This window comes from Synechococcus sp. CBW1006 (assembly GCF_015840525.1).
Lineage (GTDB): Bacteria > Cyanobacteriota > Cyanobacteriia > PCC-6307 > Cyanobiaceae > CBW1002.
In genome coordinates this window covers 425,956-441,389 of the sequence record NZ_CP060396.1, presented here as the reverse complement: position 1 = coordinate 441,389, position 15,434 = coordinate 425,956, and the positions used below count along the sequence as shown (strand labels likewise).

The following is a 15,434-nucleotide window of genomic DNA, read 5'->3' as shown; positions in this document are numbered from 1 at the left end:
CTGGGAAGGGCCGAGGGTGATCGGCATCGGCATCAACCTAAATTCCCCACCCTTTCCTGCAGAGTAGAGAGCATCGCGTCAGACTCCGGCCAGCGGTGATCCGTCGATGGCTTCGCTCCCCCGTTGGTCCGCCGAGTGCGTTCTGGACGCCCGCGCGCTGCTGGGTGAGGGGCCGACCTGGTGGGCCGAGGCCCATCGTCTGCTCTGGGTGGATATCGAGGCAGGTCGGGTTGGTCTGTTTGACGTGGAGACCCGGGACAATCGCTGGCTCGATCTCGGCACCATGGTCGGTTGTGTGGTCCCCACGGAGCGGGGAGATCTGCTGGTGGCCTGCGCCAACGGCTTCCACCGACTCGATCCCAGCTCCGGCCAGCTCACGGTGCTGCACGATCCGGAACTCCAGCAACCCCTGAACCGATTCAACGACGGCAAGTGCGACCCCTGGGGCCGCTTCTGGGCTGGCTCGATGGCCCTGGATTTCACCCCGGGGGCTGGCGCCTTGTGGTGCCTGGAGCCGTCGCTGCAGAGTCGGTGCCTGGTGCCCAACCTCAGCATTTCCAATGGTCTGTCCTGGGACCTGGAGGCGTCTTGTCTCTATCTGATCGATTCCCCCACCCTGCAGGTGGTGGCCTATCCCCTCACTCCAGATGGTGAGCTTGCCGGCCCTGCTCGAATCTGCCTGCAGATTCCCGCCGACTGGAACGCCCTGCCCGATGGCATGACCATCGATCAGGAGGGCATGCTCTGGGTCGCCCTGTACGGCGGTTCGGCCGTGACCCGCTGGAACCCCCGCAGCGGCGATTGCATCGGGATCGTCGATCTGCCCTGCAGCCAGGTCACCTCCTGCTGCTTTGGAGGCCCGTCCCTCGATCGTCTGTTCATCACCTCGGCGCGCCGTGGCCTCGGGGCCGGGGCCTGTGCCCAGCAGCCCTTGGCTGGAGGCCTGTTCTGCGTGGATGTGGGGGTGTGCGGCTCCGCGGCGGATCGCTTCGCCGGCTGATCGCTTTGCCGGCTGATGGATCGAATTGATCCAAGACCAAGACACAAAAAAGCCCTTCTCCTGAGGAGAAGGGCCCGAAAGGCGATCGATGATTCGAACGCCTGTTGAGTAGAGGCTTAGCCTCAGCCGATCGAAGGAGCCATCAGAGCCACGGGGGTGGCTTCGGCGGCGGCCAGATCGAGGGGGAAGTTGTGAGCGTTGCGCTCGTGCATCACTTCCATGCCCAGACCAGCGCGGTTCAGCACATCGGCCCAGGTGTTCACCACGCGGCCCTGGCCGTCGAGGATCGACTGGTTGAAGTTGAAACCGTTCAGGTTGAAGGCCATCGTGCTCACGCCCAGGGCAGTGAACCAGATGCCCACCACAGGCCAGGCAGCCAGGAAGAAGTGGAGGCTGCGGCTGTTGTTGAAGGAGGCGTATTGGAAGATCAGGCGACCGAAGTAACCGTGTGCAGCCACGATGTTGTAGGTCTCTTCTTCCTGGCCGAACTTGTAGCCGTAGTTCTGGCTCTCGCTCTCGGTGGTTTCACGCACCAGCGACGAGGTCACCAGGGAGCCGTGCATGGCGGAGAACAGGCTGCCGCCGAACACACCGGCCACACCCAGCATGTGGAAGGGGTGCATCAGGATGTTGTGCTCAGCCTGGAACACCAGCATGTAGTTGAAGGTGCCCGAGATGCCGAGGGGCATGCCGTCAGAGAAGGAACCCTGACCGAAGGGGTAGATCAGGAACACGGCGCTGGCAGCGGCCACGGGGGCGCTGTAGGCGACGCAGATCCAGGGGCGCATGCCGAGGCGGTAGGAGAGTTCCCACTCGCGGCCCATGTAGGCGAAGACGCCGATCAGGAAGTGGAACACCACCAGCTGGTAAGGACCGCCGTTGTACAGCCACTCGTCGAGGCTGGCGGCTTCCCAGATGGGGTAGAAGTGCAGGCCGATGGCGTTGCTGGAGGGAACGACAGCACCGGAGATGATGTTGTTGCCGTAGATCAGGCTGCCGGCAACGGGCTCACGGATGCCGTCGATGTCGACGGGGGGAGCGGCGATGAAGGCAACGATGAAACAGATGGTGGCGCTCAGCAGCGTCGGGATCATCAGCACACCGAACCAGCCCACATAGAGGCGGTTGTTGGTGGAGGTGACCCACTCGCAGAACTGATTCCACGCAGAAGCGCCTTGGCGCTGCTGGAGAGTGGTGGTCATGAGAACAGGGGTTGGTAATCCAGGGCCCGCAGGCTCCGGAAGAGGTATGGACGGATTTCCGTTGAGGGGAAACCCTCCACAGAGGCGATCCGCCTGTTCATGACCGTAAAGGAATGTTGCGGTTCTGTAAAGGGGGTTCATGAAGTTTCTGGGATGGGCGGCTTCCCCTCCCTCTGCCCCTGGGCTGGCCCCCTCGCCCTCCGGTCGTGCTTGTTAGCGTCCACCCCGGTCAACCATTGACCCCGCCGGAGCCGGATCGGAGTGAGCACCCTGCCTGATCGGAGCGCCCCGAGCCAGCACCGGGTGTTGCTGGTGCGACTGCCCTGCAACCCCATCTTCCCGATCGGGCCCATCTACCTGGCCGATCACCTGCACAAGGTTTTCCCGGGGCTGCCGCAGCGCATTCTTGATCTGGCGGCCTTGCCGGTGCTGGATGTGGAGCGGGTGCTGCTCCACACGATCGAGGCCTTCCGCCCCACCCTGCTGGTGTTCTCCTGGCGAGACATTCAGATCTATGCGCCGGTGGACGGCCGGGGCGGCAATCCGCTGCAGAATTCCTTTGAGGTGTTCTACGCCCGCAATCCCATGCGGAGGCTGCGCGGTGCCATGGGCGGCCTGCGGCTGATGGGTGCCTTCTACGGCGAGCTGTGGCGCAACCTGCGGCTGGTGCGTCGCGGGTTGCGGCGGGCGCGGCGCTTTGCGCCCGAGGCCCGTGCCGTGATCGGTGGCGGCGCTGTGAGTGTGTTTTACGAGCAGCTGGGCCGCAGCCTCCCCCGGGGCACGGTGGTGTCCGTGGGGGAGGGCGAGCCCCTGCTGGAGAAGCTGCTGCGGGGGGACTCCCTCAGCGGCGAGCGCTGTTATGTGGTGGGTGAGGCGCCAAGGCCTGGTCTGATTCACGAGCAGCCGCGGAGCTTGAGCAAGACCGCCTGCGACTACGCCTACATCGAAACGATCTGGCCCCAGCTGAACTGGTATCTGGAAGGGGGCGATTTCTACGTGGGGGTGCAGACCAAGCGCGGCTGTCCCCACAACTGCTGCTACTGCGTTTACACCGTGGTGGAAGGCAAGGCGGTGCGGGTGAACCCGGTGGAGGAGGTGGTGCGGGAGATGCGGCAGCTCTACGACCGCGGCGTGCGCGGTTTCTGGTTCACCGACGCCCAGTTCATCCCCGCCCGCCGCTACATCGAAGACGCCAAGCAGCTGCTGCGGGCGATCCAGGCCAATGGCATGACCGACATCCGCTGGGCCGCCTACATCCGTGCCGACAACATCGATGCCGAGCTGGCGGAGCTGATGGTGGCCACCGGCATGGACTACTTCGAGATCGGTATCACCTCCGGATCCCAGGAGTTGGTGCGCAAGATGCGCATGGGCTACAACCTGCGCACTGTTTTAGAGAACTGCCGTCTGCTGGCCCGGGCCGGCTTCCGCGAGCATGTATCGGTGAATTATTCGTTCAACGTGATCGATGAGCGGCCCGAGACGATCCGCCAGACCGTGGCTTACCACCGCGAACTGGAGCGGATCTTCGGCGCCGACAAGGTGGAGCCAGCCATCTTCTTCATCGGCCTGCAGCCCCACACCCATCTCGAGCAGTATGGCTTCGAGCAGGGCCTGATTCAGCCGGGCTACGACCCGATGAGCATGCTCCCCTGGACGGCCCGCAAGCTGCTCTGGAACCCCGAGCCGATGGGCAGCACGTTCGGCCGGATCTGTCTGGAGGCCTTTGAACGCAACCCCGCTGATTTCGGTCGCACCGTGATGGCCCTGCTGGAGCGCGACTACGGCACCGCTCCCCTGGAGGAGGCACTGCATGCGCCGGTGGAAGGGCGTCGGGCCATGGCCACCGCCACCCATTGATGCTGCCGTCGCCACAGCCTCAGGGCCTGGTTGACACCGTCTGTCTTTAGGCCACCTCGAATAATCAGCTATTCGCAAGGTCTCTGTGGACACGAAAAAGCCGCCGAAGAGGCGGCAGAGCATGAGAGCCTTATATCGTCTATTGACGAGATCTCCTGAACTATGGGAGCTTCTCTGGGAGATTCATGCAACAGTTGCTATATGGGAAGAGCGCTGGAGATAACGAAGGAAGTTGAAGGTCAGGTTCTTGAGGCCCCACCAAGCATCATTCCTTTCTAGCCCAATTTTTCTTGTCAGTTTTCCACCCATGGACATAGTCATGCAGCCGAAGACATGCTCCACACAAGCTCTGATTGACGACTTGACACGATTCAGTTCCTTGGCTTTGTCGCCGAGAGGATGATTGCGAGCACCTTTTTCATGGATCAGGCTTTCGAAGCCACCTAGACTCAGAAGATCCTCAAAGCATTCACCTGAATACGCTGAGTCTGCCCAAACAAAGTCATGTTCGTTTTCTGGATCCAGCAAGCGTGGGAGCAACTGGCTGTCGTGAATGTTGGCAGGAGTGACAGCATATCGGCGGATGAATCCATGGTCAACATCGATACAGATGCTGTTCTTGTAACCGTAGTAACTGATGCCGTTCTTTTTTGTCCAGCGAGCATCTAAATCCTTCTGCTGCAAGCGATCTGGGTTTTCATCCCAGCCCTCCGGCAGCCTCCCGGCTTTGATTTCTTTGTTCTCCTCGCGGGTATTGCGTTGCTTGGGAACCGGAACAAGAGTTGCATCGATGATCTGGCCACCGCGGGCTTGGAGGCCCTGGGAGCGGAGGTATGCCTCAAACATCTCGAAGAGCTCCTCGATAACTTCCGCCTTGCGCAGTCGCTCTCTGAAGAAGGCGACTGTGGTGGCATCAGGAATGCTGTTCATCACACCAAGCCCGACAAACTCCTCAAAGGAGCGCCTGTCATTCACCTGAAATTCAAGCTCTTCATCGCTGAGGTTGAAAAGCTGCTGGAGAACGAGCATCTTGAAAAGGATCAGCGGATCAATCCTCTTGCGCCCTGCATTAGTCTTGCGCTCATGGACATAGCCCTTGTCAAGCAGTGGGCGGAATGAATCCCAAGGGATCGATTCAGAAAGTCGCTGAAGAACCGGCTTCTTCTCCTTGAGCTTTGCGACTCTTTGCTGTTCGTCCCAGAAGCCTCTCTGACCCACTGCAGAATTAGAATGTCATCAATCTAATATTAGCTCAGATTAGGCATATTGCATTGGCTTGTTGATTTATCGAGGTGCCCTTTAGCTTGTTGCGCAGAGATGTCCTGCATCGTGCGCTACGACTGGGTTGAGCAGCATTCTGAGGAGGATTGCGGCGCTGCTTGCCTGGTAGCAGTAGCACGCCATCATGGCCGGCGGCTGGCCCTTTCGCGGGTCCGCGAACTTGTCGGTACGGGTGCCCGGGGGACCACTCTGCTGGGCCTGCGACGGGGGGCGGATGCCATCGGTTTTCATGCCCGTGCGGTGCGGGCCGATGCTGCTTTTCTCGAGCAGCTCGATGTCATTCCGCTGCCCGCGATCTGCCATTGGCATGGAGACCACTGGGTAGTTCTTTATGGGCAGCAGGGAAGAAAGCTGGTCATCGCCGATCCGGCTGCCGGCATCCGCAAGTTGTCACGAGAGGAGTTTCGAGAGGGTTGGGGGAACGGAGTACTGCTGCTGCTGGAGCCAGACCTCAACAGGCTGCTGCAACAGCCGGAGGAGAAGCGCGTGCCGTTCCTGCGCTTTCTGCGCTTGACCTGGCCCTATCGGATTTTGCTACTACAGGCCCTGAGCATCAATGTGGTCATCGGCCTGCTGGCCCTGGCTATGCCGCTGTTGATGCAGTTGCTCACAGATGACGTTTTGGTCCGTCGTGATAGTCAGCTGCTCACCAGCCTTGGCCTGGCGATGCTGTTTCTGTTTGTTTTTCGCAGTGTCATCAGCATGATCCAGGGCCACATGGTGGGTCATTTTGCCCAGCGACTTCAATTGGGGATGGTGCTGGAGTATGGCCACCGGCTACTGCAATTGCCGATGACTTACTTCGACAGCCATCGAAGTGGTGAGGTGGTGAGCCGGATTGGAGACATCAGTCGTATCAATGCACTGATCAGCGATCTTGTTCTTGGACTGCCGAGCGACCTCTTCATTGCCTCCATCTCTCTCGTGGTGATGCTGGTTTACAGCCCCGCTCTGACTGCTGTTTCCTTGTTGTCCTTTGGCATTCTGATTGGTTCAGGCCTGCTGTATTTACCTGCACAGTACGAGAAGAACCGCCGGCTAATTGTGGAATCCGCGGAGAACCAGGGTTTTCTGGTAGAGATCTTTCGTGGCGCCCAAGTGCTGAAAACCACCGAGGCTTCACCCCAGGCCTGGGAAGAGTACCAGCGGAACTTCGGCAGCGTGGCCCACCTCCGCTGGAATGCACTGCAGCTGAGTCTGTTCAGTGGCACCACAACAGGGCTGTTGTCTCGGGTGACCACCCTGGCTCTGCTCTGGTATGGAAGTGGTTTTGTCATTTCTGGTCAACTGTCCATTGGTCCAGGGCCGCCTGAAAGTCCGTCCAGCTTGCCCTTGGCGCCCCTGCCGCGGCCTGGTTTGCTCGCGGGACCAGCCCCTCAGCAATGCCCCAGACCGCTGCTCCCGCTGTTGATTTCAACGCCGATGCCGACCTGATCAGCTTCCTCAAGGCCATCCCCGATGGCCGTTACCGCCGCGGGGTGCGCTACCCGCAGTGGTACCTGCTGCTGGTGGCGGTGCTTGGGATCCTCAGCGACTGCCGCAGCTCCCGCGATCTGGAGGCGTTCGCCAGGCGGCACCGGGAGGTGTTGAACCAGGCCCTGGGGCTGAATTTCAAGCGCTGGCCTTCGGACGCCACCTTCCTCTACCTGTTCAACAAGGCGCACCTGCAGCAGTTCGGCGAGGTGCTCCAGGCCTGGATGATCAGCCATATCCCAGGCGGTACAACGGCTGTGGAGCAGTTGGTGTGCGATGGCAAGACCCTGAAGGGTTCAGCCATCGAGACCGATGACGGCAACCACCGCTTTGTCGCCCAGGTGACGGTCTACGCCCGAGCCCTCGGTGTCGCCTTGGCTCAGAAGGCCTACGACACCCATGAATCGAGCGAGCGAGCAGCGCTCAAAGAGCTGCTGAGCACGATGGATTTAGAGGGCAAGCTGATCCAGGCGGATGCCCTGCACACGACGCAGGCGTTTTTCGCTGGTGCCTCGAGCAGGGAGCCGACGTCGCCCTGACCGTCAAAACGAATCAGCCCAGGCTCCATCGGCAGATCAGCCGCCAGTTCGAGGGAAAACGTCGGATCCCTTTCACTGCAACGGATCAGGAGAAACGCCATGGGCGTGACACGCGCTGGGAGCTCAGGGCCAAGGAAGCCCCCGATCACATCAAGGAAGCCTGGCCGGGCAGCGCCTGGATCGTGGAGCTGATCACCACGACCACCAAGCGCAACGGCAAGCACAGTGTCACCAGGCACTTGTTCATCACGACCGTTCGCACAGCTCCAGAAGGCCTGCTGCGCCTGATCCGGCAACGCTGGAGCATTGAAAACGAATGGCACTGGGCCCGCGACACCCAGCTCGGTGAGGACGCCCACCGCTATACCCATCGCATCGGTGCACCGGTGTTTGCGTTCCTGCGGACCGTGGTCATGAACCTGCTGCGGCGCGGCGGCTACCGCTCGATCCGACGGGGGCTCCGGGAACTGGCTTACGACATCAGAGGGATGCTGGCGTTGGGCGGGGTTCAGCTCGCGGGAGCGAGGTTGGAGTGACTTTCAGGCAACCCTGTCCATTGGTCAACTCCTCGCTTTCAGCGGCATGAGCGGCAATGTGCTCGGCTTTCTGGAATCCTTGGTCGACTTCGCCGACGACTACCTCACAGCCAATGTAGTGATCAGGCGATTGTCAGAGGTGCTGGAGGGCAGCCTGGAGGATCCTCAGGCGATGGCAAAGCCATGGGTGACCCTGCCACAGTCGTGCGAGATCAACTGCCGGAATCTGGCGTTTCACCATGCTGGCAGGCTGGATCTGCTCAGTCAGTTCACAGTTACCTTTCCGGCTGGGTGCTGCACCGCGTTGATCGGTGAATCCGGCTGTGGCAAGAGCACGCTGGTCAAGTTGTTGGCCGGTCTTTATCCACCCCAGAGCGGCTCGATTCACTACGGTCCCTATGGACTTCATGACATCTCCCTGGAATGTCTGCGGCGGCAAGTGGTGCTGGTTCCCCAGGAGGCCCAGTTCTTCAATCGCACGATTCTCGAAAACTTTCGTTTTGCCTACCCAGATGTCTCGTTTGATCAGGTGGTGGCAGCCTGTGAACAAGCGCTTGCTGACGAGTTCATTCGCGAACTGCCTGATGGCTATCAGACAGTCCTGGGTGAATTCGGGGCCAATCTTTCTGGTGGACAACGCCAGCGACTGGCGATTGCCCGAGCACTGGTCACCTCCCCGCCTGTGCTGATTCTGGATGAGTCCACAGCGGCGTTGGATCCGGTGCTGGAGCGCCGGCTGATTGAGAATCTGTTGCAGGAGCGTCGGGGGGTGACCACGGTGATGATCAGTCACCGCCCCAGTGTCATTCATCGCTGTGATTGGCTGGTGTACCTGGAGCAGGGGAGGGTTGTATCCCAGGGACGACCGCAGGATCTGGGCAACAGTGAATCTCTGGCTCCCTACCTGCTGAAGGGATGACAGAACCACGCGTCATGGCTTTCCAGTGTTCCACGGGGTGCTTGGCCCCATCCCCCCCTGCACGAAGATAGCCCCCCTTCGAGTGGTGTAACTCAGGAGGTCCTGTGACCCTTTCAGGAGGGTGATCAGGAGCAGTCAGGGGATGACTGCTTGGGAGCTGATTGCGCAGCTCCATCGTTCCACTATGAACCCTGATCGCTGAATGTGCAACTCAGCGATCGAGGGGATTCGTGTAGATCGAGGAAGGAGTTGGTGCGTTTCAGCTCATGGCTACTGCCGCCCGCTTGGCCGGATCACCATCGGTGGGCTCCAACATTTCCTCGAGCTCGGGGATTTTTGCCATGGTGGCCTCGGAGAAGAAGCGGCGGCGCTCCAGCTGCCATTCCTCCTGCTGCTCCAGCAGCTGACTGCCCACCAACCGCACGATCGCGGCGTCATTGGGGAAGATGCCGACCACGTTGGTGCGGCGTTTGATCTCCTTGTTGAGGCGCTCGAGCGGGTTGGTGCTCCAGATCTTGCGCCAGTGCTCCTGGGGGAAGTGCAGGAAGGCCAGCACGTCGTCCCGGGCGGCTTCCATCACGGGCACGGCGCCGGGGAACTGCTTGCGCAGCATCTCGGTGACCTGCTGCCAGTGGGCTCTGACCTGCTCAGGCTTCTGGATCACGAACACCGCTTTCATCGCCGCCGCCACCATGTCCTGGCCAACCTTTGGGACATGACTCAGGAGGTTGCGCAGGAAGTGCACTCGGCACCGCTGCCAGCTGCTGCCCTGGAACATGCGCTTGATCGCGGCTGTCAGCCCCAGGTGGGCATCCGAAATCACCAGCCGCGTGCCAGTCAGGCCACGCTCTTTGAGTGAGCCCAGGAACTGGCGCCAGAAGCCCTCGGCCTCGCTGTCGCCCACGGCGATTCCCAGTACCTCGCGGTAGCCGAGGGCATTGATCCCGATCGCCACCACCACCGCCCGGGAGACCACCTGCAGGTTGCGGCCCAGACGGCCGTGAAGGTAGGTCGCGTCGAGGTAGACGTAGGGGAAGCTGGCATGCTCCAGTGGCCGGCCCAGAAAGGCTTTGACCTGCTCATCAAGGCCCTGGCAGATGCGACTCACCTCCGATTTGGAGATGCCGCTGTCGCCGCCCAGAGCCTCCACCAGGGCGTCGACTTTGCGGGTGGAGATGCCGCCGGTGTAGGCCTCCATCACCACGGCGTAGAGGGCCTTGTCGATCCGCCGTCGGGGCTCCAGCCAGTCGGGCAAGAAGCTGCCCTGCCTCAGCTTTGGGATGGCCAGGGTCAGGTCGCCCACCTGGGTGGTGAGCAGTCGCCTGCGGTAGCCGTTGCGGTGCGTAGAGCGCTGATCGGGGCAACGCTCGTGGAGTTGGGCTCCGGTGAGCGCGGAAACCTCGGCCTCCAGCAGGTCCTGAAAGCCCCGACGCACGATCTCCGGGATCAACGCGCCAGCGGTGGTGCCCTCCATGAGCTGTCTCAGCTCGGAGGCGCCACTATGGGAAAGGGTCATGGTCTGTGTTCGGTTTGGTGGTAGTGCTCCGAACAGGGTCACAGACCGGCCCACCCATTGCCATAACAGAGAACTGAGGGAGGCGAGCCGTCAGCCCCGGCTACGCCGGGGCTGCTCCTCCTGAGTTACACCACTCCACGGGACGCTGCTTGCACGAAATCGCAACGCTGGTTGTGAGACCGCTCCTTGACCGACTGCTGTTGAGTAGATGGCTTCCTTGCCGGTCATCCTGCGCAATCTCTTCAATGAACTGGCTACCGTCCGAGAACTGGCGCGCATGGCCCTCCGCGGTACGGAGTGGCTAGTTTTAGTTGCTGATCAAGGTCGTGGTCTTGTCCGCAGTGTTCGTCATTACGTCACTGCGACCTACGGTTGGGCCTGGATCTCGTGGCAGATATCACCACTGGTGTTGAGATCGTGCTGAAGTTCCTGTTGCGTGTTGCGCAAGACTGAGTTGCTGATGTGGCTGTGAATCTGAGTCGGTCTTCAGGAATTGACAGCCGCTGTTGTTGTTTCCTTCCCGCTGAGTCCGCTGAGTCCGCTGAGGTCGATGGCATGGTCGTGGTCGGACGACCAGTCCAAATCGGTCAGCGTGAGTCCCCTACCAAGGGAAACGATCCTGTCAGAGCCCGGCTAGAGATCTTGTGCTCACCCATCGATTGGTCTCAGCCACCCGTCGACCACTCATAGCAGTGCATCCCAGCCTGCCAACTGGAATGGTAAGAGTTTTCTTGCCGGTTTCCCGCCATTTTCTTGCCGTTCGCATTCTACTTTTGCTTCAGTCCAGTCAAACCGGCTGGACTGTCGGATGAGATGGTCATTGTAGCCGTCTTTCAAATGCCGATTTGGCAGCAACGCATCTTAACCACCACTCACACTGAATCTGGCGATACGCCAGAAGGAGGAACATCGCATGGACATTAAAGCCACAGAACATGTTGACTTGTTGGGGCTTGATCTGCTTTCTGGGGCCGATAGCCTCATTCACAATCTCAACCCCGAAGATGAGGCCTCTATCTCAGGAGGAAGAGGGGGCCGCAGCCGCAGCCGTATCAGCCGCAGCCGTATCAGCCGCAACAACAATCGCCGCAGCCGTCTCCGCAGTCGTCGTAGTCGCCTTCGTAGTCGTCGTCGTAGTCGTCGTCGCAATCGCCGCTAAGGGTATGCTCTACTTGGCAGATCAACACAGAGAAAGAAATCTTTTCTCTGTCAACCCGGTTACCCTGTAAGTGATGATTGAAGGCCTATGAGTTTCCCCAAGCATCAAGGATGTGCCCGGGCATTCTTGATGCTTTGCCGGCATGAGTTAATCCCGGCCCGTCGCCGATGGAATTTCAAGTGGTGGCTACCAACCCATGGTTTATCGATTGAATTCAGCAAGCATTCTTGATTATTTGGCTCGTCATAAGCTGTGTCATTCAGCCGATCGCCTTTTTAGGGTTGAAAAACGGCCTGGAAAGAATCTAAACTTGCATGTTCAGCTGTCGAGGAGTGGGAGGCGTAATGCAGCCATCAATCATCTGTTGGTCAAGCAAGGACCAATAAATTGCCAAGAGGTTCCGAAGGGTGACTTTGAAGACGAATGGCGAATCTACCAATTGCTGGCATCCCATGAGGAGCTGCATGATTTGCAGTCATTAATGCCTGAGGGCGTCCATTATGATCCAGTCAACGCAATTCAGGTTTTTCGATATTTGCAATCGTATTGTGATCTTGGCGAGTTCTATGCAGACACACAGCAGTTTTCCGCCACGATCGCAACCGCTCTAGGAGCCTCCCTCGCGACGCTTCATCCGGCAACCTTTCGCCGGCAGGATTACCGTCTTGAATTAGGGCCTCCTGAGAAAGGGCAAAGCGGCTGCGCCGCAGTGGATCCGAGCAGATTTCAACTGTAGAATGTGCTCAATTCGGCTCGATATCGCCGAAAAGCAGTCCAGAGTTTTCCACATGTATCGGCGCGAGCATCGTCATCAGCTCTCGTTTGAGGATTTCTTCTTGCCGTTTGGCGGCAAACTCTCTGGTGACAATCGCTGGATCAAGCTTGCTGAGCTCATTCCCTGGGATGAGCTGGAGGACGACTACGCGTCGCAGTTCTGCAAAGGCTTTGGGGCACCTGCCAAGCCATTTCGAATGGCATTGGGTGCCCTGATCATCAAAGCTCGCATGGCGATCACAGACGAGGAGCTGGTTGAGCAACTCAAGGAAAATCCGTACCTGCAATTCTTCATTGGATTAGAAGCGTTCCAGTTCTCAGCACCGTTCGATCCATCGATGATGGTCTATTTCCGGAAGCGCCTGCCGGAGTCAGTGATCAACGACTGCAACGAACGGATCGTGCGCCATGGGCTGAATGTGATCCAGGCCGCAGATGCCGACGATGATCAAGGTGCAGACAAAGGTGGCGGTTCTTCCACGGGGCATGGCAGCAATGATCACACGTCTATGCCATCGGCCAACCAAGGCACACTCTTGATTGACGCCACATGCGCACCGGTTGACATCCGCTATCCGACTGATTTATCTCTGCTCAATGAAGCCAGAGAAGTTACAGAAAAACTGATTGATGCGATGCATCCGCCGATCAGAGAGGCGTTTGGCCAGAAGCCACGTACGCATCGAAAGAAAGCCCGTCAGCAGTTTTTGGCAGTGGCAAAGAAGAAGCGCCCTCGCATCAGCAAGATTCGAAGAGCGATTAAGCAGCAGCTCGGCCATCTTCAACGGAATCTTGGCAGTATTGATGCCCTGATCGCTTGCGGTGCCTGCCTTTTGGCTGCAGGAAGACACTGGTATCACAAACTCTTGGTGGTCAGCGAGCTGGTTCGCCAGCAGAAGATTCTCTACCACTCAGACAGCAGAAGCATCCCCAATCGGATCGTGAGCCTCTTCCAAGCTCACATCAGGCCCATAGTTCGTGGCAAAGCCAGATGTAATGTCGAATTCGGAGCCAAGATCTCAATTTCAGTTACGGGTGATGGATTCACCTACCTAGACCGCCTGAGCTACGACCCCTACAACGAAGGAGAAGATCTAAAGGCTCAGGCAAGAGCCTATCGCCGTCGTCATGGTCATTATCCAGAAGTGATCTGTGCCGATCAGATCTATCGGACTCGAGCGAACCGCGCTTTCTGTCAGCGTCATGGGATTCGCCTGAGTGGACCTCGCCTTGGTCGGCCCAAGAGCGATCCTGAGCTTGTGGCAGAAGAGAAGAGACAGTTTCTTGATGATCAACGGCAACGTAACGCGGTAGAAGGCAAAATCGGACAGGGGAAGCGGCGATTTGGATTGGGTCTGATTCGTGAGAAGCTCGCTGCCACCCAAGGATCAGCCATTGCATTGGCTGTACTGGTGATGAACCTCGAGAAGCTGCTGGAGCTTCTTTTTGTCCTTTTTGCCTTCTTGTTTCAGCTCCTGATCGGCACTGAATCCATCCGAAGAGGCGAGGAGCGACTCCTGAGCAATCAACCGGCTGCAGCCTGAGCAACACTCAGAGGTCAGCCGGCCCTCCCCATATTGTTGCCCTGGGGGTGGTTCTTACCTTCTCAGGAGGCCCGAATTAGATCCGGAAAGCAGTTGGCGGCCTCCTGAAGGAGCTGGCGTCCCAAGGCTTGGTGTAAATCCCCCGGCACCCCCACCCCGGCGTAGCCGGGGTGGGCCGCGCACCTCAGGTGGCTGGCCCAGCGGCTGGCGTTGCAAGGGGTGGGCAGGCCCGTTTCCCTGGTTCGAGAACCACCTCAACCAGACGAACCATGTCGAGTCACCCCGGGGAACTTCCCCCCGAGGTGCTCACAGAACCGTACGTGACACTCTCGCGTCATACGGCTCCCATCATCCACATGCCACTTCACTGACTCGACGCCAGTGCGCGAACAGATCACGATGTCCAGACCTGATCCTGGCAAGTACTCGCCAGCTTTGGAGCCGACGACCCCGCAGCCTTTTGTACTTCTGCCGTAACCAGGCTGCAATTCTGTCATCCAGGTAGCGATACAACTTCCTGATCAGTTCTGTCCTATAGAAACGACCGTAGTACTGAATCCAGCCACGAATCACTGGATTCAGCACTTTAGCGATCTCCTCAAGCGACAGATACACGAGCGATGGAAGCCCTATCGACCTAATCCTCTCCCGCATACGCTGGAGAGCCTGCGGACTCACTGCCGGCAAAAAGCCTGTGTAGATGACTCCGCGAGAATTGCGAGACACACGTGGCCGAAACGCGAAACCAAGAAACGTGAACGTGACATCAGCAAACGGTGCCCGGCGGTTGCTATCCCTGCAGTAGACCACCTGGGTCTTCTGGGGATGAAGCTGGAGGCCACAGGACGCAAAGCGATCCTGCAATGCCTCCAGCAACCGCCGAGCTTCCTTCTCGCTGTGGCAATGACAGATCACATCATCTGCATAGCGCTCAAAGGCAATGGCCGGGTGGCTCCGGCGCATCCACACATCAAACGCATAGTGCAGGAACAGATTGGCCAGCAGTGGACTGATGACACCACCTTGCGGTGTGCCCCGGTCCCTGGGATGGAGCGTGCCATCCGGCAACAGAACCGGTGCCTGCAGCCATCGTTGCAGGTAGAGCACCACCCAGCGCTCGGAGGTATGGGCCTTGATCGCGCGCATCAACAGGTCGTGATCGATAGCATCGAAAAACCCCTTGATGTCGAGATCGAGAACCCAGTTGGACCTCCAGCAGCGCTGACGGCAGACCTCTACTGCCTGATGCGCTGACTTGCCCGGTCTGTAGCCGTAGGAATCCTGATCAAAGATCAGCTCCAGCTCTGGCTCCAGCACCTGCTTGACCACCATCTGTGCGATGCGATCAGCAACCGTCGGGATACCCAGCGGCCTGACGCCTCCACCGGATTTGGGAATCTCCACACGCCGAACTGGTGGCGGAAGATAACTTCCTGATGCCATCCGATTCCAGAGTTTGTAGAGATTATTCTCCAGATCCTTGTTGAAGTCGTCCAGGCTTTGGCCATCCACACCGGCCGCCTGTCCGTTCCGTTTCACCTGTTGATAGGCCTTCCAGACCATCACCTTGGTAATCGGTAGCGGCTTGTCTGTTGTCATCCCATTCCTCCTGCCGTAGGCAGTTGATGGGA

At 59.1% G+C, this 15,434-nt stretch carries 12 protein-coding genes; 8 read left to right on the top strand and 4 right to left on the bottom strand.

Features of this window, described 5'->3' with window-relative positions; genetic code table 11:
• Positions 1-106 precede the first annotated feature (106 nt).
• Positions 107-1,000 carry an SMP-30/gluconolactonase/LRE family protein gene (locus H8F26_RS02100; RefSeq protein ID WP_197157166.1) on the top strand — a complete coding sequence of 298 codons (894 nt, stop codon included), beginning with the start codon at positions 107-109 and terminating at the stop codon, positions 998-1,000.
• Between the two features lie 122 nt (positions 1,001-1,122).
• On the opposite strand, the gene psbA is transcribed toward H8F26_RS02100, so the two are convergent.
• Positions 1,123-2,202, bottom strand: coding sequence for a photosystem II q(b) protein (gene psbA / locus H8F26_RS02095; protein ID WP_197156957.1), 1,080 nt, complete (start codon positions 2,200-2,202; stop codon positions 1,123-1,125).
• Positions 2,203-2,463: 261 nt separating this feature from the next.
• Here psbA and H8F26_RS02090 point away from each other — a divergent pair, with 261 nt between their 5' ends.
• The gene (locus H8F26_RS02090; protein ID WP_231598185.1) at positions 2,464-4,062 is read left to right on the top strand and encodes a photosystem II high light acclimation radical SAM protein; all 1,599 of its coding nucleotides are present in this window, start codon (positions 2,464-2,466) and stop codon (positions 4,060-4,062) included.
• A gap of 183 nt (positions 4,063-4,245) precedes the next feature.
• Here H8F26_RS02090 and H8F26_RS02085 read toward each other — a convergent pair whose 3' ends face one another.
• Positions 4,246-5,280 (bottom strand): IS5 family transposase, encoded by a 1,035-nt coding sequence (locus H8F26_RS02085; RefSeq protein ID WP_197157164.1) that lies wholly within the window; start codon positions 5,278-5,280, stop codon positions 4,246-4,248.
• Between the two features lie 99 nt (positions 5,281-5,379).
• Between H8F26_RS02085 and H8F26_RS02080 the strand changes: the two genes are divergently transcribed.
• The 4 genes from H8F26_RS02080 to H8F26_RS02065 are packed head-to-tail and all read left to right on the top strand — an operon-like array spanning position 5,380 to position 8,810.
• Positions 5,380-6,777, top strand: a complete 1,398-nt coding sequence (locus H8F26_RS02080) for a peptidase domain-containing ABC transporter (RefSeq protein WP_231605407.1) — start codon at positions 5,380-5,382, stop codon at positions 6,775-6,777.
• A complete protein-coding gene (locus H8F26_RS19795; protein ID WP_197154053.1) occupies positions 6,726-7,355 on the top strand; it encodes an ISAs1 family transposase in 630 nt (209 codons plus the stop codon). The genes H8F26_RS02080 and H8F26_RS19795 overlap by 52 nt, the downstream gene beginning before the upstream one ends.
• Complete coding sequence (locus tag H8F26_RS19790; protein WP_197158914.1) at positions 7,352-7,891, top strand: ISAs1 family transposase; 540 nt, start codon at positions 7,352-7,354, stop codon at positions 7,889-7,891. The genes H8F26_RS19795 and H8F26_RS19790 overlap by 4 nt, the downstream gene beginning before the upstream one ends.
• A gap of 46 nt (positions 7,892-7,937) precedes the next feature.
• On the top strand, positions 7,938-8,810 hold the full coding sequence (locus H8F26_RS02065; protein WP_231605406.1) for an ATP-binding cassette domain-containing protein: 873 nt from the start codon (positions 7,938-7,940) through the stop codon (positions 8,808-8,810).
• A gap of 259 nt (positions 8,811-9,069) precedes the next feature.
• Here H8F26_RS02065 and H8F26_RS02060 read toward each other — a convergent pair whose 3' ends face one another.
• On the bottom strand, positions 9,070-10,326 hold the full coding sequence (locus H8F26_RS02060; protein WP_197156002.1) for an IS256 family transposase: 1,257 nt from the start codon (positions 10,324-10,326) through the stop codon (positions 9,070-9,072).
• A gap of 1,355 nt (positions 10,327-11,681) precedes the next feature.
• Here H8F26_RS02060 and H8F26_RS02055 point away from each other — a divergent pair.
• The gene (locus tag H8F26_RS02055; protein WP_197157162.1) at positions 11,682-12,221 is read left to right on the top strand and encodes a hypothetical protein; all 540 of its coding nucleotides are present in this window, start codon (positions 11,682-11,684) and stop codon (positions 12,219-12,221) included.
• Positions 12,222-12,273: 52 nt separating this feature from the next.
• Positions 12,274-13,803: an IS5 family transposase gene (locus tag H8F26_RS02050; RefSeq protein WP_231605306.1), complete on the top strand. Its 1,530-nt coding sequence runs from the start codon at positions 12,274-12,276 to the stop codon at positions 13,801-13,803.
• Between the two features lie 348 nt (positions 13,804-14,151).
• Here the strand turns inward: H8F26_RS02050 and ltrA are convergent, their stop codons facing one another.
• Positions 14,152-15,402, bottom strand: a complete 1,251-nt coding sequence (ltrA, locus tag H8F26_RS02045) for a group II intron reverse transcriptase/maturase (RefSeq protein WP_231597922.1) — start codon at positions 15,400-15,402, stop codon at positions 14,152-14,154.
• Positions 15,403-15,434 lie beyond the last annotated feature (32 nt).